The organism is Alkalicoccus saliphilus, from assembly GCF_003044065.1.
Classification (GTDB): domain Bacteria; phylum Bacillota; class Bacilli; order Bacillales; family Salisediminibacteriaceae; genus Alkalicoccus; species Alkalicoccus saliphilus.
In genome coordinates this window covers 46651-66405 of the sequence record NZ_PZJJ01000012.1, presented here as the reverse complement: position 1 = coordinate 66405, position 19755 = coordinate 46651, and the positions used below count along the sequence as shown (strand labels likewise).

Sequence of the window (19755 nt, the reverse complement as noted above, 5' to 3'; positions counted from 1 at the left end):
GCATACGCTTATGCTGTATTTTTTAACGAATAAAACCTCTCTCTGTACCTTTTCGTTCTGCAGCAGGCAGCATATGTTTCATTTTGGGTATGAAAAATAAGGTTACTAAAAAGGTATAGTAAAGTTTGGTACTGATGAATGAAGAAAACTTTGCTCCAAAAAGAGCCTGTCAAAAGAAATATGTTCTTTCACAGGCAGTGGAATTAAATTAAGAAGCCGGAAGAATTACCACCAGGGCTGGAATTCTTCCTTACATCCCGAGAACTTCTGGAAGAACAGCGATTTCCCTCCCCCTTATCATCTGAAAATAAAAGCAGAAAGAGGGTATCTTCTGCGAAAAGCCAGTAAAAAAGTGTCAGGACCATTCCGGTCCTGACACTTTCCAGAGTGTTGATTAAGTCTTGGTTTCAGAATAATTATTCTTCTGAATGTATAGCTTTCTCCTGCACTCCCCGGCGGAAGCTTGCCGTGGGGCTCGTCATCAGCTGTTTGCCCTCCGGCTTTGAAAAGGATCTTCCGACTTCACTTTATCCCACCGGCGTCCCCGCCGGTCGTTCCGGAGGAAGAAGCCTCTCCTGAATGGAAGAAAGGGCGGAATCAACACATTTTTTAGAAGAGAAACCTTCTTTTTATTTTCCTGCTGGAGCTGCAGCAGGCGACTCCGAGGCGAGATAGGACGAGCAGAAGATCCATTTCTTCCGAGCATTGGAAGGAAGAAATTAGCTGAAGCCGGCCCGCCCGGAAAGCGTCCTGCGGAGGTGAAAGCAGGGAAATGCATAGGCATGTATAAAAAACACTTTATAAACAGCCTGAAAAGTGTCAGGACCATTCCGGTCCTGACACTTTCCTGTTCAGTATTTCTAATACGTCAGTTTTTTCATTCTGAAATCGCTTTGTGGAAAAATTCTCAGATTTCTGTGCAAACTATGCTTTTTCCGCTTTAATACGCGGCTCACGCTTTGCTGCAAAATGCAGAAGCAGTAAAATCGCGGCAAGAACAACGGCCCCGGCTGCGAGTCCGAGAATGGTACTTCCGGTGAAGCCGAGTACAAGGAACGAAGCAGTAGCCGTGAGACCTACGAGCAATGCATAAGGGAGCTGTGTCAGTACGTGGTCAATATGATGGCTTCCTGCCCCAGCCGAAGAAAGAATAGTCGTGTCTGAAATTGGAGAGCAGTGATCTCCGAAAATGGCTCCCGCAAGAACAGCTGCGAGTACTGGAAGCATCATCGTAATATCTGTGGCCGCAGCAATATCCCCGGCAATTGGAAGCATGATCGCGAACGTTCCCCACGATGTTCCGGTACTGAACGCCATAAATCCTGCCACAAGGAACAGCAGGGCCGGAAGCAGAGCAACCGGGATGAACGTATCCACCTGTGCTGCCAGATATTCGCCCGTTCCAAGCGCGTCGATAATTTCGATAATTGTCCAGGCGAAAATAAGAATGTAAATCGCCGGAAGCATCGATTTGATTCCGGACCATAAACCGAGGCTGATATGCTTGACGCTTACTTTTCGCATAAAAGCGAGGAAAAGAGCCGAAGCAAAACTTACGAGCCCGCCGTAAAGAAGTGCAGCAGCGACATCTGTGTTTTCGAATGTGGCAAGCAGTGACAGCTCACCTTCCGTCGCCTGAATCCCTGTAACGACCATAAAGAAGACCGTTCCGACGATCAATATAAGAATCGGTACAACCAGATCAGAGACCTTTCCATGGGCCTGGGGCACAGCGTCTTCGTTTTCTCCCGGTATCGGTCCTTTCGAGCGGTCTACAAGCTCATTCCACTCCACGGCACGGAATTCGTGCGCCTTCATTGGACCGACATCGAGCTTCCAGTAGGCTACTGCAAACACAGCGATGATCGCAAATACAGCGTAAAAATTCATCGGAGCAATAAGCAGGAAGGCATGGAGCGCTTCGTACTGCATTACTCCGTGTGTCGCAAGGATGCCTCCGATAATCGTAATAATGTATGCTCCCCAGCTGGATACAGGAGAAATAACACACATTGGGGCAGCCGTAGAGTCCACCACATAGGCAATCTTCGCCCGGGAAATCCGGTGACGGTCCGTCAGCGGCCTGCTCACATTTCCGACTGTGAGGCTGTTGAAATAGTCATCGATGAAGATGATGACCCCGAGAAACGCTGCCGTAAACTGAGCCCCCACCCGGGTTTTTACACGGGCCATCGCCCATTCCCCGAAAGCCCGTCCGCCTCCGGTAATCGTAATCAAAGCGGCAATCATTCCCAGCAGGAAAAGGAAAAGAATAATATAAAATTCCCAGGTGTTGATTCCGTCTTCTGTCACGAAAATATTCGTTACAATTGTCAAAATGTCCATAATAGCTGCATTGACGAACATTTCTTCCGTCTGGTGCACCATCAGGGCCCCTGTAATAATACCGACACCGAGCGACAGCAGTACTCGCTTCGTAATAAGAACGAGCACAAGTGCCAGAACGGGCGGCAGTAAGGATAAAATACCGTGTTCCATGATTCTTCCCCTTTCTATTTTTGCACACAAAAAGGGCAGGGGAATTCCCCTGCCCTTCCTAAAAGCAGTTTCCCTCCATGCTGTAAAGCAGCTCTCCGCAGTTATGCGACAGTTCTTTACCTGTTCGGTAAAGACCCAGCCTCTGAAAGCGGCATCGGCTTTCAGGACTTCGGCGGAAGCACCTTTTATATACTTTCCCTGCCGGTGCCCGGCTCGAGTATACGACTCATTGCTTCCGCTCCTCCACCTCATTGTGCATGAGGTTTCCTTGCTTAATATTCAATTCAGCCTGAAAATCATATCATACCTTTTTTGAAGAATCAACCTTCCGTTCCAGTGTTTGAAACACGTGGGGAATTTGATTTTTTTCGTTTATTTCTCCCCGTCTTTCCTCAACGGTTTCCCATTCACTCTCATTAAATTCAGGAAAAAACGTATCCCCTGAAAACTCCTTCTCGATCCGGGTCAGGTAAAGCCTGTCCGCTTCGAACATAAAAGCTTCGTAAAGCGTTGCTCCTCCCATAATGACAAGCTCCTGCTCCTTTTTTTCCAGCTGCAGTACGTCTTCTTTTGTATGAACTACAGTGACTCCTTCCGGCTGGAAGTTTGTCCGTGACGTCATGACGACATTTTTTCTTCCGGAAAGCGGTTTTCCGATCGATTCGTACGTTTTTCTTCCCATGACAACGGTTTTCCCGTATGTTGTTTCTTTAAAAAAGCGGAGGTCTCCCGGCAGATGCCAGGGCATGCCCCCATCTTTACCTATTACCCGGTTTTCGGCCATTGCAGCAATCATGGAGATCATACGGAAACCTTCCCTTTAATCGCAGGATGATGTTCGTAGCCTGTCAGTTCAAAATCTTCAAAGCGGAAGTCTTCAATCCGTTTAACATCCGGATTCAGTTTCATAACCGGAAGCGGATACGGCTCTCTCGTCAGCTGCAGTTTCACCTGTTCCAAGTGATTGTTGTATATGTGCACGTCGCCGAATGTATGGATGAATTCCCCCGGCTCGAGTCCGCATTCCTGTGCAACCATCATCGTCAGAAGCGCATAGGAGCCGATATTGAACGGTACACCGAGAAAAACGTCTGCCGATCTTTGATAAAGCTGGCAGGAAAGCTTCCCGTCCGCTACGTAAAACTGGAACAGACAGTGGCATGGGGCAAGAGCCATGTCTTCCAGTTCTCCGACGTTCCATGAATTAACGATCAGCCGCCGGGAATTTGGAGTTTCTTTAATTGCATCGATGACCTGCCGCAGCTGATCAATTGTTTCCCCGGATGGCGTGGGCCAGCTTCTCCACTGTCTGCCGTACACCGGTCCGAGATCTCCATTTTCGTCCGCCCACTCATTCCAGATGCGGACACCGTTCTCCTGGAGATACTTCACATTTGTATCCCCCTGGATAAACCAGAGCAGCTCATGAATCATCGCCTTTACAGCCATCTTTTTCGTCGTTACAAGCGGAAAACCTTTCTGAAGATCAAAACGCATCTGCCAGCCGAACGTACTGACTGTACCGGTCCCTGTCCGGTCCCCTTTTGCCGTTCCATTATCAAGAATATGTCTGCACAGCTCATGGTAGTTTTCCATATGCCTACTTCCTTTCCATTCTTTTTTTAAGATTGCCTCAGTTTCCAAGTGAGCACATCCCGGAGAAATTCCGGCATAAAATAAGATGTTTCCCTGAGATCTGTAATAAAAGGATAAAGATGACTGAATGTATATAGGTCCGGCACCGCTACACTGTAGTATTTTTCGGGCTCTATCTGCCTGCCGGCTTCCCCGATTTTTTCAAGCGTATCTGCCGTCCAGTCCTCTCCTGTAAAGACAGGAAATCCCAGTACTTTTCCCCGGAAGCCGTAGCCTTTAAGTGCATAATGAATCATCGTATTATCACTCGACTGTCTCATCAGTCTGGCAATATCACTTCCACTCATCGTCACTTTTGCCGGGTTGATCGGATGCGGGCATATTTCATGAATATGTTTTCTCGTTATACTGCCCTTAGGAAGGCCGTTCAGCAGCAGCCCCGCGTTGACCATAGCAATATCAGCACCGCACCATTCCCTCAATCCTTCTGCAAGGAGCTGTGTCAGTGGAGAGGCTCCGTACCAGGACACATCCATTTTATCCGGTATGTCGGTTATTTCTTCTTCCATATGGACGAGCGCCCGTTGTTCTATATCGTAAAGCTTCGTTTCTGTAGAAGCATCTCTTCTTGAATCATCTACTTCGTGTGTCTGGATATACGCTATTTCTGCCGCTTCCTCCATATTAACCGTAACTTCCCCTACATGGGAGCCGGAACGGCCGCACTGATGAATCCATGTATGACCGGCCTTTCTGCCGCCTTTCAGTACGTGATGCGTATGCGCTCCAAGCAGCAGGTCAATCCGGGGGAAATTTTCCGCCATCTGTTCATCGAGGCGCAGACCTAAATGAGAAAGCCCGATAATAAAATCTGCCTCTTTCTCCATTTCCGGGAGGATATCACCCACCGCTTTTATCGGATCCGTCACATGCCAGCCAAGCTCTTCATAAAAAGCATAGAAAGGAATAGTCACTCCAAAAACGGCAGCTGTTCTGCCTTCGGAAAGTTCGTACAGTTTCCAGGGGCGGCACCAGTCCGGGCGTCCCCCGCTTTCATAAAAAAGATTCGCCAGCAGAACATCAAATTCTGCGTTTTCATACAGACTATCGAGCTCCTGCCTGGAAAGAGTTATCCCTTCATTGTTCCCTATCGTTGCAGCCGTATAGGCCGCATCATTCAAAAGTTCAATATTTCCTTTTCCAAGCAGTCCTTCCGTCAGCGGGTGAAATCTGTCGCAGTGGTCACCAATATCAAAAAGCAGGACATCATGGCCGAGCTTTTCGGCACGCTGTCTCTGATGGGAAATGAGCGAAGTAACCGCAGACCACTGGTCAAGCTCACTATGTAAATCGTTCGTATGCAGAATGGTCAGTGTAGTCATGATCTGCTTCTCCTCTCTATCCGGTCACCCCTTCAAAGATTAACCTGATACCTATAATAACAAGCACGATCCGTAAAGCAAAGATAAGCGTACCACTTTTCAGCCGCCGGTTAATCCATGCACCGATCTGTCCGCCGAACCAGGCTCCCGGAATCAGTGCCAGCGCATACAGCCAGTTTACATTCCCCAGTGCTATATGGGAAATGGAACTTACCGCTGCCGATAGAAACACGAGAAACATCGATGTTGCTACAGCAATATGCGGAGGAAAGGCAAACAGAATAACCATCGCAGGAACGATCAGGGACCCTCCCCCGATGCCGAAAAGGCCGGAAAACATACCGGTAAAAAAAGAAATAACAATACCGAGCCACGGTTCATATCCGTATTCCCTCAGTGTGCCGTCCGATTCCCGAAACGTCCGGCGGATACCATTTGGCCGGAGAGGAAGCGGCTTAATTTTCCCCCGGATCATGAGAAGAAAGGAAACGAGGATCATAAACAGACCGAAGGCAGCAAAGAAAGCACCTGTTTCGATACCATTATTCAGCCAGACTCCGAAAAGAGCTCCCGGCGCACTTCCGATGAAAAAAATCCATCCGCTCTGAAAATCGACCGTTTTCTGCTTCATGTAGGCGAGTGTGGAAGAAAGGCCGGTAAATATCATTACGAGGAGCGATGTCCCTACCGCTGTCTGGGGAGAAATCCCTTCCAGAATGCCTGTATATCCTCCCATAACAATTAAAACCGGGACGATAACAATTCCGCCCCCAAGACCGAGCAGGCTGCCTGTAACAGCCGCTGTCAGCCCTAAAAACATCAGTAAAATCCATTCCATTCAGCATAAGTCCTTTCTTTCAGACTGTCTTAAAAACAGCTCGTTTATGTGATGGACATAACGCTCCTGCACTCTCAGCGTGGCGTACCCGCGGGCCTGTTACTGACTAATCTCAGCGGGAAAACAGACCGCCAGATCGGATTTTCAAACGACGCTGATCCTCTGGGTTTCCCCGCCTTCGTTACCCAGCGTTAGAAGTTTTCATGGTGCAGTTTTTAAATGCATCTATCTCTCTATTGTAATCTAAAATTTCTTTGAATCTTTCTTTCGCTCAAAATGACGTTCACGGTTTGCTTTTTAACTGGCCAGCATACTTTCTATCTTTATTTATTCTGTGACTGATCCATATCCCCAAAAAGATCGAGCTGTTTCGGGGCAAGTCCTTCATATTCAATACCGAGCATTCCGATAAACTGTTTTGCATTCCCCGCTGCGTGTCTGCCTGAATTGTTATTAAAAACAACGGTAACCGTATGATTTTCAGAAGCAAGCTTTTTCACTTCTGTTTTTATTTCCTGCAGCTCCTCCCGGGAATAATCATACAAATAGCGGATATCCCGCCATTCTTCCCCTTTAACAGGCTTCTGCCAGGCTGCTTTATTTCTCCCGTGCAGACGGACAAATGTATGATCTTTGTGCGTACGTACAGGAACAAATGGCACAGAGCGTTCACCAATCTGAGGTTCATCACAGACCGTATGGATCCAGTCATCATCTTCCATATAGGCCAGCGTACGCTCCCTCATTTCTTCACTGTACCAGGACTCATGACGGAACTCCAGCGCAGCTGGAAATTCACGCAGTTCTTCCCGCAGCCATTTTAAATATTGTACATGCTTCTGCTGACAGTCAAACCATGGCGGAAACTGACAGAGAACGAAGCTCAACTTTCCTTCTTCAAGCATTGGCCGGAATGTTTTTCGGTATGCCTCAAGCATTTCTTCTTTGGAATCAAATGGAATGTCTCCCCGCTGATGCCCGGTCATACCCTGATAAGCCTTTACAACGAATTGAAACTGCGTCGGTGTTTCCCTGAGCCACTTATTGATGGAGGAAGCCGGTGGAATGGCATAAAATGAAGCGTCCAGTTCTACGACCGGGAAATGGCCGGCATACGTCTCCAGCTTTGAAGCCGTCGAACCGAGACTTTCGTATAAAGAGGGGTGATCGCCCCAACCCGTTACTCCAATTTGAATATTATTCTTCATGATTTCAGCACCTGCTTTCTGGTGATCTTATAAAATTCACGAACTGCTGCGTTTCCGTCTGTACCTTTTATTTCTTTACCCTAAAAGCATTCAGGACAATACCTTTTTCAGAAGATGAAACAGTAATTATATATGTTGAACTTAATAAGTAGATTTCGCTTCTGTAACCAGGCGCTTTCGTTTTCTTGGAGACACTTTCCGGGCCGGCCTCAGCTGATCCCTTCCTTCTTTTAACAGGGAAGACCACTTTCAAGGTCTATCATTCTATCTATATAAATATTAAGTTCAATGTATATAGCAGGAAAATATTTTATTGCGGGGGCAGGAACTTCCTCCATAAGAAAAGCGGACCCGCATAGCGGATCCGCCGTCCCTTAACACTTATTAACCGATAGAACCTTCCATCTCGAACTTGATAAGACGGTTCATTTCTACAGCGTACTCCATCGGAAGCTCTTTCGTAAACGGCTCGATAAAGCCCATTACGATCATTTCTGTTGCTTCCTGCTCGGAGACACCGCGGCTCATCAGATAGAAGAGCTGCTCTTCCGATACTTTGGAAACAGTCGCCTCGTGCTCGAGGGAGATATTATTGTTAAGAATTTCGTTGTAAGGAATTGTATCAGAAGTGGACTCGTTATCCATAATGAGCGTATCACACTCAATGTTGGAACGGGACCGTTCTGATTTACGTCCAAAGTGGACAATTCCACGGTACGTTACTTTACCGCCATGCTTGGAAATGGACTTCGACACAATGGAAGAAGAGCAGTCCGGAGCAAGGTGGTGCATTTTAGCGCCTGCGTCCTGATGCTGGCCTTTACCTGCAATTGCGATAGAAAGAACGTTACCACGGGCACCGCGGCCTTTCATCACAACAGCCGGATACTTCATCGTAAGTTTGGAGCCGATGTTACCGTCAACCCATTCCATTACGGCGTTCTCTTCTGCTACAGCACGCTTCGTAACAAGGTTGTACACGTTCGGAGCCCAGTTCTGGATCGTCGTGTAACGGCAGTAGGCATTCTTTTTAACGATAATTTCCACTACAGCACTGTGCAGGGAGTTCGTCGTATACACCGGTGCAGTACAGCCTTCCACATAGTGGACAGAGCTGTCTTCATCCGCAATGATAAGCGTACGCTCGAACTGACCCATGTTCTCGGAGTTAATTCGGAAATACGCCTGAAGAGGAGTATCCGTTTTAACGCCTTTTGGTACGTAGATGAAAGATCCGCCGGACCATACAGCTGAGTTCAGTGCTGCGAATTTGTTGTCAGACGGAGGGATAACTTTACCGAAATGCTCCCGGAAAATTTCCTCGTCTTCTTTCATTGCAGTATCTGTATCTTTAAAGATGATTCCCTGATCCGTCAGTTCCTGTTTCATGTTGTGGTAAACCACTTCGGATTCATACTGTGCAGATACACCGGCAAGGTATTTCTGCTCTGCTTCAGGGATACCGAGCTTATCGAAAGTATTTTTAATTTCTTCCGGCACTTCGTCCCATGAACGCTCGGACTGTTCGGACGGCTTCACGTAATACGTGATTTCGTCGAAGTCCAGATCGGAAATGTCACCGCCCCATGTCGGCATCGGCATTTTATAAAACTGCTCGAGAGACTTCAGACGGAAATCGAGCATCCACTGTGGTTCTTCTTTCATACGGGAAATTTCACGGACAATATCTTCCGTCAATCCTTTTTTGGATCGGAAAATAGAAATATCTTTATCTGAAAACCCATATTGATATTCCTCGAGTTCTGGCATTTCTTTAGCCATATGAAACCCTCCTTTAAAAATCTGGTGAGGCCCTGCCTCCTATATCTTAACCTGACACGAATGACTATCAGCTTGTGGTTTCATTTTACATGATATGGGCCTGTTTTACAAAGACCGGAAGTTATTTCTCTTCTTCAAGCCCCTGCTCCATTGCTTTCCAGGCCAGCGTAGCGCACTTAATACGGGCCGGAAATTTCTGTACACCCTGCAGTGCTTCCAGATCACCAAGATCCAGACCGGCAGGATCAATTTCTTTTCCGAGCATCATGTCAGAGAACAGCGCTGACATGCGGAGAGCATCCTCAACAGGGAGACCTTTTACCGCCTGGGTCATCATGGAAGCGGAAGAAAGACTGATGGAGCATCCTTCTCCGTTGAATTTCGCTTCAGCGATCTTTCCATCTTCTACCTTCATCTGGAGCTGGATCCGGTCGCCGCATGTGGGATTATTCATATCCACTTTCAACGTTTCCCCGTCTACTTCTCCCCGGTTCCGGGGATTTTTATAATGATCCATGATCACCTGACGGTAAAGTGTGTCCAATTTATTATCCAAAGACATCTCCGAAATACTCCTTTGCTGTTTGTAGTGATGCTGTAAACTTGTCCACGTCTTCTTCTGTATTATACAGGTAGAAGCTGGCGCGGGCAGTCGCTGTCACGTCGAGCCATTTCATCAGCGGCTGCGCACAGTGATGACCGGCCCGGACCGCTACGCCTTCAGAATCAAGAACAGTAGCAAGGTCGTGCGGGTGAACGTCATCGGAATTAAAAGTGACGATACCTGCGCGGTCCTGTGGCCCGTAAACTGTCACTCCATCTTTGTCTTTCAGCTGATCCAGCGCGTAGCGGGCCAGTTTTCTTTCGTGGGCTTCAATATTATCGAGACCGATGTCCTCCAGGAAGTCAATTGCCGCTCCGAGACCGACAGCACCTGCAATGATCGGAGTTCCGCCCTCAAATTTCCACGGCAGCTCTTTCCAAGTAGAGTCATACAGCCCGACAAAATCGATCATTTCACCACCGAATTCGACCGGTTCCATCTCTTTAAGAAGCTTTTTCTTTCCGTAAAGTACACCGATGCCGGTTGGCGCACACATTTTGTGTCCGGAAAAAGCGAAGAAATCAGCACCAATATCCTGTACATCCACTTTCATATGCGGAACAGACTGAGCTCCGTCCACAACCATGACCGCTCCGTTTTCATGGGCAATTGACGTAATTTCCTTTACCGGGTTGATTGTGCCCAGCACGTTGGATACATGCATCACGGAAACAATCTTAGTATTTGCTGTGATTGTTTCCCGTGCCTTCTCCACACTGATCGTACCGTCTTCTTCGAGTGGAATGTACTTCAGCTCTGCACCTGTCGCTTTTGCAAGCTGCTGCCACGGAATAATGTTACTGTGATGCTCCATCGGTGTAATGACAATTTCGTCACCTTCGCCGACGTTGGCCCTGCCGTAGCTGGAAGCTACAAGGTTGATAGCTGTTGTCGTTCCTCTGAGGAAGATAATTTCTTCCATACTGGAAGCATGAATGAACCGGCGGACTTTTTCCCGGGCTCCTTCATATCCATCTGTTGCCATTGAGCCGAGTGTATGAACTCCGCGGTGGACATTGGAATTGTAGCGTTTGTAATAATCTTCTACAGCTTCAATGACTTGACGCGGTTTCTGGGAAGTTGCGGCACTGTCCAGGTAAACGAGCGGATGCCCGTTTACCTCCTGGTCTAAAATAGGAAACTGGCGGCGGACTTCCTGAATATCCATAATTAGTACACTTTCCTTTCGATCAGGTCATAGAGCTGCTCTTTCACGGAGTCGATCGGAAGTGCACCGACAACCGGCTCCAGGAAACCGTGGATAATCAGACGTTCTGCTTCTGTCTGGGAAAGCCCGCGGCTCATAAGGTAGAACATCTGCAGAGGATCAATTTTACCAACAGAAGCAGCGTGGCCGGCTGTTACATCGTCTTCGTCAATAAGAAGAATCGGATTTGCGTCTCCGCGTGCTTTTTCACTGAGCATCAGAACGCGCTCCGTCTGTTCCCCATTAGCCTTCGTTGCGCCTTTTTCGATCTTGGAAATACCGTTAAAGATCGAAGTAGCAGCTTCTTTCATGACACCGTGCTTCAGAATCTGACCGTCCGTGTCCTTGCCGAAGTGGATCACGTTCGTTGTAAAGTTCTGAATCTGCTTTCCACGGCCGATAGAAACAGTTTTTGTGTCTCCATAAGAGCCCTGACCGTGCAGGTACGTTGTGTTTTCAGATACAGTATTGCCGTCGTTCATCTGTCCGAGTGCCCAGTAAAGCTCAGCGTCCCGGCCATTGACCTGACCGCGGCGGTTTACATAGGTAGTAACAGCACCGGCCAGATTATCAACTGCACCGAAGCGGACTTTAGCTCCGTCTTCCAAGTACACTTCTGCCACGATGTTTGCTGCTGCTTCTTCACCGGAGCCTTCACTGAGATAGTTTTCGATATACGTCAGGGAGCTGTTCGCTTCCGCTACAATCAGAACGTGATTAAACAGTCCGAAACTGCCTTCATGTGCGAAGATAGCCTGAAGCGGCGATTTCACTTCCACACCTTCCGGAACGTAAATGAATACCCCGCCGTTGACAAGCGCTGCGTGGGCTGCTGTCAGGCTGTTCTCGTCCACAGAGACAGCGTCCTTCATGAAGTACTTCTGTACGAGGTCCCCGTGTTCTTTCAAAGCTGTTTCCATGTCGGTGAAAATAACACCCTGTTCACGGAGCTCAGCCTGAACTGCCTCGTAAGTGGACCGGCCGTTTTTCTGTGTTATAAGGTTTTCGACTTTTTCTTCCTCTCCGACAAGCGTGCGAACAGCGTCGGAAAGTTCTTTATAGGATGAAGTAGCTTCTCCCTGCGCATCATAGGAAAAAGAGGTGAAGTTCCACTTCGTAATTTTTGTTTTATCAGGCTTTGGCAGCTCAAGCTTTCCTGCTTTTGTAAGAGCGTCCAGGCGCGCATTTGTAAACCATTCCGGCTCCTGACGGTCTTTGGAAAAGCTCTGAAGCTGTTGTTCATTTACTGGAAACGTTAATTCCGTCGTCATGTGTACATCCTCCTTCTGCAGCTTATTCCTGCCCTACTCGCTCGTCTTCGATACCGAGTTCTTCTTTAATCCAGTCGTAACCCTGCTCTTCAAGCTTCTGTGCAAGCTCCGGTCCACCTGATTTTACGATGCGTCCCTGCATCATAACGTGTACATAGTCAGGCTGGATGTAGTTAAGAAGACGCTGATAGTGAGTAATAATCATGCATCCGAAATCGTCGCTGCGGAGCTCGTTGATTCCTTTTGCAACAACTTTCAGCGCATCGATATCCAGTCCGGAGTCGATTTCGTCCAGAATGGCGATCTTCGGCTCAAGCATAAGAAGCTGAAGAATTTCGTTACGTTTCTTCTCCCCGCCGGAGAAACCTTCGTTCAGATAACGGTGCTGGAAAGACTGATCAATTTCAAGCATTCCCATTTTATCGTCGATTTTGCGGATAAACTGCATAAGAGATACTTGATCGTCTTCGGAACGGTCCGCATTCATTGCAGAGCGAATAAAGTCAGCGTTCGTCACACCGGACACTTCGCTCGGATACTGCATAGCAAGGAAAAGTCCTGCACGCGCACGCTCGTCAACTTCCATCTCAAAAAGATCTTCACCGTTGAACGTTGCTTCACCACTTGTCACTTCGTAATTTGGGTGACCCATGAGAGCGGATGCCAGGGTGGATTTACCTGTTCCGTTCGGTCCCATAATAGCGTGGATCTCTCCACCCTTTACATCTATTCCAAAACCTTTCAGAATCTCTTTTTCTTCAATGGATACATGAAGATCTTTTACACTTAAGCTTGGCTTGGTCATAACGTATACCTCCATCTTTTTTTGAAAGTTAGTTTATAATCATGTTAAGATAATAGGCATGAAAATAGGAAGCGCTGAGCTTCCCATCAGCCTTCTATCAGAACAGAAGAATCCTCAATAGATTCCTAAATTATTTTCATTCTAATCTTATCTTATATGTATAGTGAGTTCAAGTCATACGCTTAATTCTTTTTCATATCCCTGGAACCGCACCGGTTCTGCTCTCCTTCTTCTTTTCACACCAATATACCCAGAATCCTTCTATTCTCAATAGGAGGGTTTTTTAATCTCTAATTGAGAATAAATATTAATTAGATTAGTTTCTCAGAATGTCCCCCTCTCAGACCCTCATAAGCAGCAGAAAAGCTGTTCCGGCGCTCATTATACAAATAAAAAACTTTATTGACTAAACAGGCCTTTTTTCTATTGTTACACTCGTCGGAACAGAACGGACACTTTCTATTTCTTTCTCCCTGGCTGCCCTGAGAATAAAAAAACGAACGTTCGCTTTCGTTTCCATGGAGAGGCTTTCCGAGCGGGCCGTCCTCAGCTAATTCTGCCCTTCTTTTGTCGGTCAGAGTGGGGCTCGGCCCTGCTCGCTCTGGAGTCCCTCCATGTCCACTACAGCTTCCGGTAAAACGACCGCGTTCTATTATCTTTCGAAGGAAAAAGCAGGAGATGTTAAACGAACGATAGAAAAGACTGTTTTCACCTAATATGGTGCAATGATTTTGTATGAATGTCTCTGTTAAAGCTCCGGATTGTTCTTGAAAGAATTACTTAGGCCTCGGTTTTACGGAATAAAGAACTGTGCTCATGAAAAGCAGAACTTTTCTTTTTTTATAAAGAAAACAAAGCGGAACCGGCCCGTGGAAGAAGGATATTGGAGAATAGGGCGCAGCCTTCCCGAAAATCTCCTCTATGGCATACCGTTGGAAAGCGAAGTGTTTCTCCAGTTATCAACCGCCGACTTTAACATTGCTTTCTCCCTGAATAAAGAAGAGCCGGGAAGCATCCGCTTCCCGGCTTAGGTGATATTATCCATTAATAAATTGCTCTACGATCTTTTGACTCGTTTCATAGTCTTTCTGCCGGCTGTTTTCCACTTCAAGACGGTTATCAAGTGTGCGGTTGTATTCTGCGTACCCCATTCCGTGCGTTGAATGCATAGCTCGTTCCATTCCAGCAGTTGTTTTCGTATCAATTTGATGGATAGTAAATCACGTTCCTTCCAAAGTGTTTTTCCGCTTATGTGTCGGATATTTCATATTTTACCACCCGGCTCTTTGTGAACCAATGCGCATACAAAGTCATATTTTCTGACAATTCTGTATTCTGCTCTCTCGTTATTTCTCACCTGCTTTATCTTAATTATTTGGTGGTTTTCCTCCCTTATACTCCTGATATCAAAAGCAATACGTGTAATTGTGAACATTTTATGTCTAAATCTGTCCTGAACATATTCCAGGTATTGCGGCACTTATGATTTTTACTCGTGCATCCAGACTTTTTTGTCTGTAAAAAAAGCAGCCACGGCAAAATGATTGCCGAAGCTGCTTTATAAAAACAGATTTAATCTTCTACAGGAACTACTGCACCTTCATAGTTATCTTCAATATATTCTCTTACATCGTCAGATAGAAGAACTTCCACGAGTGTTTCAATACGGGCATCGTTTTCGTCTTCGCTTCTTGCTGCAACGACGTTGGCATAAGGGTTATCCTGGTCAGCCGATTCCATAGCAATTGCATCTTCTGTCGGGCTGAGTCCTGCATCAAGTGCATAGTTGGAATTGATCAGAACAGCATCACCTTCATTATTATCGTAAGCTGTTGGAAGAAGTGCCGCTTCTACGTTGTCCTGAAAGTTAAAGTCGTTTGGATTTTCTGCAATATCGTCAATCGTTGCTTCCACACCTGCTCCTTCTTCAAGTGTAATGAGCTCTTCTTCTTCAAGCATCATAAGAATGCGTCCGTGATCAGCTATAGAACTGCTCATGATGATTTCCGCGCCTTCCGGCAGCTCTTCCAGGGAACCGTAATCCTGGGAGTAAATACCGATCGGCTCAATATGAATACCGCCCATGTTCACAAAATCAAAGCCGTGCTCTTCTATTTGCGATTCAAGATAAGGAACGTGCTGGAAATAGTTCGCGTCAATTTCCCCGTCAGCGAGCGCTTCGTTCGGTAGAATATAATCATTAAACGTTTGAATTTCAAGCTCCACTCCTTCTTCTTCCAGAAGCGGCTCGGCAAACTCCAGAATTTCAGCGTGAGGTACGTTGGAAGCTCCTACTGTAAGCGGCTCTGAATCCTCTGCTGCTTCTTCACTCTCTTCTCCGTTATTTTCTTCCGCAGCATCTTCCGTGTTGTTTTCCTCGTTAACATCGGCTCCGCCGTTATTATTATCAGCGGCGCCATTATTTTCCTCATCTCCACATGCTGCAAGAAGGGAAATGGATACTGCACTTAACGCTGTAAGCTTCAATACTTTTTTCATAACAAAAAACCTCCTGATTATCTTTTATCTAATTTATTTGTAATATAATCGCCGATAAACTGAAGAATAAAGACGATTATGAGTACGATAATTGTTGCCGTGAATGTGATTTCCGGATTATTCCGCTGGAAACCGTCTCTGAAAGCAAGGTCTCCCAGTCCTCCGGCTCCGATAACACCCGCCATGGCCGTGTAGCTGACGAGGGCGATCGCGGTGACCGTAATACCTGACACGAGAGCCGGCATTGATTCCGGCAGCAGTACTTTACGGATAATCTGTCCGTTGGTCGCTCCCATTGCTTTGGAAGCTTCAAAAACTCCTTTATCGATTTCCCGCAGGGCTATTTCCACCATTCGTGCATAAAAAGGGGCGGCACCAATTATCAATGCGGGAAGGGCAGCTGAAGGTCCAAGCATCGTTCCAAGCATCGTCCGGGTGAATGGAATAAGAAGTACGATTAATATAATAAACGGAATCGAACGGAAGATATTTACGTATGCTCCGATTATAAAATGAGCTGTTTTATTCTGCCAGAGCTGTCCCCTGTCTGTCAAAAACAGAAGAAGCCCGAGCATTATACCAAATATAAAAGTGAAAAGAAGAGCTACGACAGTCATATAAAGTGTTTCTACTGTGGCATCCCACATATTTTCCCAGTTCACTTCGCCAAACAGCGCAGAGGCAGCTATCAATTTATCCACCGTGAATCACCTCAACTTCCACCTGCTGGGCACGAATATAATCAACCGCTTCCTTCACCGTATTCTTATCCCCGCGCATACTTATATACAGGGAACCGTAGGATCCGTGCTGCGTCTGGGAGATTTTACCCTGCAGAATGCTGATATCAACTTCAAACTGCCGAATCACATCTGTTATGAGTGGCCGCTGTGTTTCACCGCCGACAAACGTCAGCTGAAGCACCTGGCCGATGCCTTCTTCACCGAACAAATGGTTCAGTGCTTCCTCTGTTTCTTCAGGTTCAGTTACCTGCTTAACAAATTCTTTGGTCATTTCCTGCCGGGGCCGCCGGAATATATCAAGAACATCCCCCTGTTCAACGATTTTACCATTTTCCATTACTGCCACCCGGTGGCATATTTTTCGGATGACGTGCATCTCATGAGTAATCAGCACAATCGTTAGACCGAGCTTCTTATTTATGTCTACAAGCAGGTCAAGTATAGAGTCTGTCGTTTTCGGATCCAGTGCCGAAGTTGCTTCGTCACAAAGCAGTACTTTCGGATTATTTGCCAGGGCCCGTGCTATGCCCACCCGCTGCTTCTGACCGCCGCTCAGCTGGGATGGATAGGATCCTCCGCGTCCTTCGAGACCGACGAGCTTGATAAGCTCATCCACCCTTTCTTTCTGCTCACTTTTGGAAAGGCCTTTGATTTCCAGAGGAAAGGCGATATTTTCTGCTACTGTTCTCGACCAGAGAAGGTTGAAATGCTGAAAAATCATGCCGATTTCCTGTCGTGCTTCACGAAGCTGCCTGTTTTTCAGTGTATGCATCGGCTTTCCTGCTACTTCCACAGTTCCTTCAGAAGGAGCTTCCAGCATGTTCAGCATACGGATGAGTGTACTTTTTCCTGCACCGCTGTATCCAATAACACCAAAAATCTCTCCCTGATCTATCGTCAGGTCGATGTCATCCACAGCAGTCACAGCTCCATCTTTTGTATTGAATACTTTTGCCAGTTTCTGCAGTGTAATCAAACCATCTGCTCCTTTCTTTTACTATTATTCCTATCACTTTAGTTCGTTTAACGCGCAAAAGTGTTTTTATAAAAAAAGACATAAAAAAAGCCTTTCTACGCTTCCAGATAAGTAGAAAGGCTCACGAAAGGGAGTCTTAAATCTTATCTGTTGAAGGATTTCCCTTCAAAGGAATTGGCACCTTCCAGGCTTCTGCCTGGTGGTTGCCGGGTTTCATCAGGCCAGTCCCTCCACCACTCTTGATAAGAAATATGCACTTTTTAGTCTAAGATGGATAATATCACTGGCAGATAAGCTTGTCAACAATTTGTTACTTACGTATGAGTGTGCGGTTTTTGCATAAAACTATTATAAAATTTGGTGTTGATGACTGGAGGAAACTTCGCTCCAGCCCGGGCTGTGTCAGTCCTTGAAATAGGAGCTTATTCACAACCTGCACATGTGTAATTCAGTTGGAATCACGCCGATAAAAAACACCACAGCATTAACTGCCGCGGTGTTTTTCGGTTTCCTGTACGATTTCTTTTGCATCTGCATGGTCTTCCGGGGATTCATCAATATGATTCCAGAGAACTTCCCCATTGTCATCAAACAACCATGTGCCTCCCTGGATAGAAACGTCGGCAGAAGTCATGGATTTTTTCACTACGGATTTCTGCTCCGCTTTCTCAGGAAGAATCTCCTTCAGTTTGCCCTTCAAAACCCCGACGCCGGATTTAACAAGAAGTTTACCTTTTGACATGCTTTTATGCCCCATGTCTTTGTAAGCCTTCCGCGCCGGATCTCCATAGATAGGGAACGGATAAGGATCGAAAGCGTCAAGAAACTCCTGTACAAACTCTCCATTGTGAGGAACAATTACTACGATCTGAAAGCCGTTTTTCTTAATATCGTCACTATGCTCACGCAACTGCGCGAGGAATTTCCTGCAGTAAGGTCAGCCAAGATGACGGCCGAATGCTACAACGGTGTGCTGCTGCTTGACAATTTCCTCAAGGTTTACGTGCTCTCTGCTGCTCGTTTCCAACGTGTAATTTAAATCCATTAAAGGACAGCCTCCCATTCTCGGTTAATACTGCTGTCATTCCCTGAATTCTGCTTTATTAAAACCTTTTCACACTGTTTTTGGCGCGTTTCAGCAAAAAAGCCTGTTGCCGGCTGACCGGGAACAGGCTTTTTTATTAATCTTCGTCAATCATTTCCTTGTAGGCATCCGCATCCATCAGCTTGTCCATCTCACTCGTGTCTGACGGCTCCAGAACGACCATCCATGCTTTTTCGTAAGGAGATTCATTTACAAGCTCAGGCTCGTCCTCCAGGCTTTCGTTAATTTCCACGACTTTTCCTGTCACCGGTGCATACAGTTCAGATACTGTTTTTACTGATTCAACACTTCCAAACGGTTCTCCTGCTTCCAGTTCATCTCCCGGTTCCGGCAGCTCTACAAATACAATATCGCCGAGCTCGGACTGGGCAAAATCTGTAATACCGATGCGTACTTTTCCATCTTCTTCTTTTACCCATTCGTGTTCCTCTGAATACTTCATATCTTTTGGCAGACTCATAAGATCGATCCCTCCATCAATGTAATATCAATTCGAGATTTCTTGCGGCCGCAGGTTTATGTAACGGCAGGTAACAGTTGTCTTCCTTTCCACTATAATACATGCCGCTTTCTCCCTGCAACACATTGTAGTTATTTCCATGCCTCTTCATACGTTTTTTCCTTGAATCCAAGCGTAATATTTTCCCCGTCTGTCGCCAGAGGACGTTTAATCAGCATACCGTCGGAAGCGAGAAGCTCCAGCAGTTCCTCTTCAGAAGATTCTCCAATTTTATCCTTCAATCCGAGTTCACGGTATTTTTTACCGCTCGTATTGAAGAAGCGGCGGATCGGAAGTCCGCTTTCCCGGTACATTTCCCGGAGCTGTTCTTTTTCCGGCGGATTTTCCACAAGATTTATTTCTTCGTAGCTCACCTCGTTGTTATCCAGCCAATTTTTTGCTTTTCTGCAAGTTCCACATTTCGGGTAATGATAAAAAGTTAAACCCATATGATCACTCCTTTCGTTATCTTCTATTGTAGCGGTTCCTGGATTCGTGCGCACACCCTTTTTTATTCCAGATTCAGAAAAACCCCTCCGGCATTTCAGGAATTACGATGCAGTACGAAGTGGAAACGAAATTTCTCTAATAATGCACAGTGCATTAAAACGGGATTTCACAAAGAAAGAGCCCGGAATCACGTGGGGAGACGTGAAGCCGGGCCTTTCTTCAAGAGAGAATGTTCTTTCTGCATTCAGAAAGAGTGTTTATAGTATTTTAGGACAGGGAACTGCCCTAAAT

General features: G+C 46.4%; 18 protein-coding genes, 1 pseudogene and 2 riboswitches. All 19 genes and pseudogenes read right to left on the bottom strand.

Features of this window, described 5'->3' with window-relative positions; all coding sequences use genetic code 11:
- Positions 1-481: 481 nt before the first annotated feature.
- Positions 482-784 (bottom strand): hypothetical protein, encoded by a 303-nt coding sequence (locus C6Y45_RS17490; RefSeq protein ID WP_107584890.1) that lies wholly within the window; start codon positions 782-784, stop codon positions 482-484.
- A gap of 140 nt (positions 785-924) precedes the next feature.
- The gene (locus C6Y45_RS08980; protein WP_107584889.1) at positions 925-2499 is read right to left on the bottom strand and encodes a Na+/H+ antiporter NhaC family protein; all 1575 of its coding nucleotides are present in this window, start codon (positions 2497-2499) and stop codon (positions 925-927) included.
- 80 nt (positions 2500-2579) lie between these two features.
- Positions 2580-2753: riboswitch (Lysine riboswitch) on the bottom strand.
- A gap of 47 nt (positions 2754-2800) precedes the next feature.
- Positions 2801-3304: a dihydrofolate reductase gene (locus tag C6Y45_RS08970; RefSeq protein WP_107584887.1), complete on the bottom strand. Its 504-nt coding sequence runs from the start codon at positions 3302-3304 to the stop codon at positions 2801-2803.
- A complete protein-coding gene (locus C6Y45_RS08965; protein WP_107584886.1) occupies positions 3301-4095 on the bottom strand; it encodes a thymidylate synthase in 795 nt (264 codons plus the stop codon). The genes C6Y45_RS08970 and C6Y45_RS08965 overlap by 4 nt, the downstream gene beginning before the upstream one ends.
- A gap of 26 nt (positions 4096-4121) precedes the next feature.
- Positions 4122-5477 carry a bifunctional metallophosphatase/5'-nucleotidase gene (locus tag C6Y45_RS08960; protein ID WP_107584885.1) on the bottom strand — a complete coding sequence of 452 codons (1356 nt, stop codon included), beginning with the start codon at positions 5475-5477 and terminating at the stop codon, positions 4122-4124.
- 16 nt (positions 5478-5493) lie between these two features.
- A complete protein-coding gene (locus C6Y45_RS08955; protein WP_107584884.1) occupies positions 5494-6315 on the bottom strand; it encodes a sulfite exporter TauE/SafE family protein in 822 nt (273 codons plus the stop codon).
- A 323-nt stretch (positions 6316-6638) separates the two neighbouring features.
- Positions 6639-7523, bottom strand: a complete 885-nt coding sequence (locus tag C6Y45_RS08950) for a DUF72 domain-containing protein (protein WP_107584883.1) — start codon at positions 7521-7523, stop codon at positions 6639-6641.
- Positions 7524-7907: 384 nt separating this feature from the next.
- On the bottom strand, positions 7908-9305 hold the full coding sequence (gene sufB, locus C6Y45_RS08945) for a Fe-S cluster assembly protein SufB (RefSeq protein ID WP_107584882.1): 1398 nt from the start codon (positions 9303-9305) through the stop codon (positions 7908-7910).
- Positions 9306-9426: 121 nt separating this feature from the next.
- Entirely contained in the window at positions 9427-9867 is a 441-nt protein-coding gene (gene sufU / locus C6Y45_RS08940; protein WP_107584881.1) for a Fe-S cluster assembly sulfur transfer protein SufU, read from the bottom strand.
- Entirely contained in the window at positions 9854-11077 is a 1224-nt protein-coding gene (locus C6Y45_RS08935) for a cysteine desulfurase (protein WP_107584880.1), read from the bottom strand. The genes sufU and C6Y45_RS08935 overlap by 14 nt, the downstream gene beginning before the upstream one ends.
- A gap of 2 nt (positions 11078-11079) precedes the next feature.
- Positions 11080-12387 carry a Fe-S cluster assembly protein SufD gene (sufD, locus tag C6Y45_RS08930; RefSeq protein WP_107584879.1) on the bottom strand — a complete coding sequence of 436 codons (1308 nt, stop codon included), beginning with the start codon at positions 12385-12387 and terminating at the stop codon, positions 11080-11082.
- Between the two features lie 22 nt (positions 12388-12409).
- Positions 12410-13192: a Fe-S cluster assembly ATPase SufC gene (sufC, locus tag C6Y45_RS08925; RefSeq protein ID WP_107584878.1), complete on the bottom strand. Its 783-nt coding sequence runs from the start codon at positions 13190-13192 to the stop codon at positions 12410-12412.
- A gap of 1037 nt (positions 13193-14229) precedes the next feature.
- Positions 14230-14373 (bottom strand): YuzK family famiily protein, encoded by a 144-nt coding sequence (locus tag C6Y45_RS17790; RefSeq protein WP_170098736.1) that lies wholly within the window; start codon positions 14371-14373, stop codon positions 14230-14232.
- A gap of 391 nt (positions 14374-14764) precedes the next feature.
- Positions 14765-15691 carry a MetQ/NlpA family ABC transporter substrate-binding protein gene (locus C6Y45_RS08915; protein ID WP_107584876.1) on the bottom strand — a complete coding sequence of 309 codons (927 nt, stop codon included), beginning with the start codon at positions 15689-15691 and terminating at the stop codon, positions 14765-14767.
- 17 nt (positions 15692-15708) lie between these two features.
- A complete protein-coding gene (locus tag C6Y45_RS08910; RefSeq protein ID WP_107584913.1) occupies positions 15709-16338 on the bottom strand; it encodes a methionine ABC transporter permease in 630 nt (209 codons plus the stop codon).
- A gap of 46 nt (positions 16339-16384) precedes the next feature.
- The gene (locus C6Y45_RS08905) at positions 16385-17410 is read right to left on the bottom strand and encodes a methionine ABC transporter ATP-binding protein (protein ID WP_107584875.1); all 1026 of its coding nucleotides are present in this window, start codon (positions 17408-17410) and stop codon (positions 16385-16387) included.
- Between the two features lie 140 nt (positions 17411-17550).
- Positions 17551-17659, bottom strand: a riboswitch (SAM riboswitch).
- 235 nt (positions 17660-17894) lie between these two features.
- A pseudogene (locus C6Y45_RS08900) lies at positions 17895-18335 on the bottom strand (peroxiredoxin-like family protein); the annotation flags it as partial.
- Between the two features lie 256 nt (positions 18336-18591).
- Entirely contained in the window at positions 18592-18975 is a 384-nt protein-coding gene (gene gcvH / locus C6Y45_RS08895) for a glycine cleavage system protein GcvH (RefSeq protein WP_107584873.1), read from the bottom strand.
- A gap of 131 nt (positions 18976-19106) precedes the next feature.
- Positions 19107-19463, bottom strand: coding sequence for an arsenate reductase family protein (locus C6Y45_RS08890; RefSeq protein ID WP_107584872.1), 357 nt, complete (start codon positions 19461-19463; stop codon positions 19107-19109).
- Between the last annotated feature and the right edge of the window lie 292 nt (positions 19464-19755).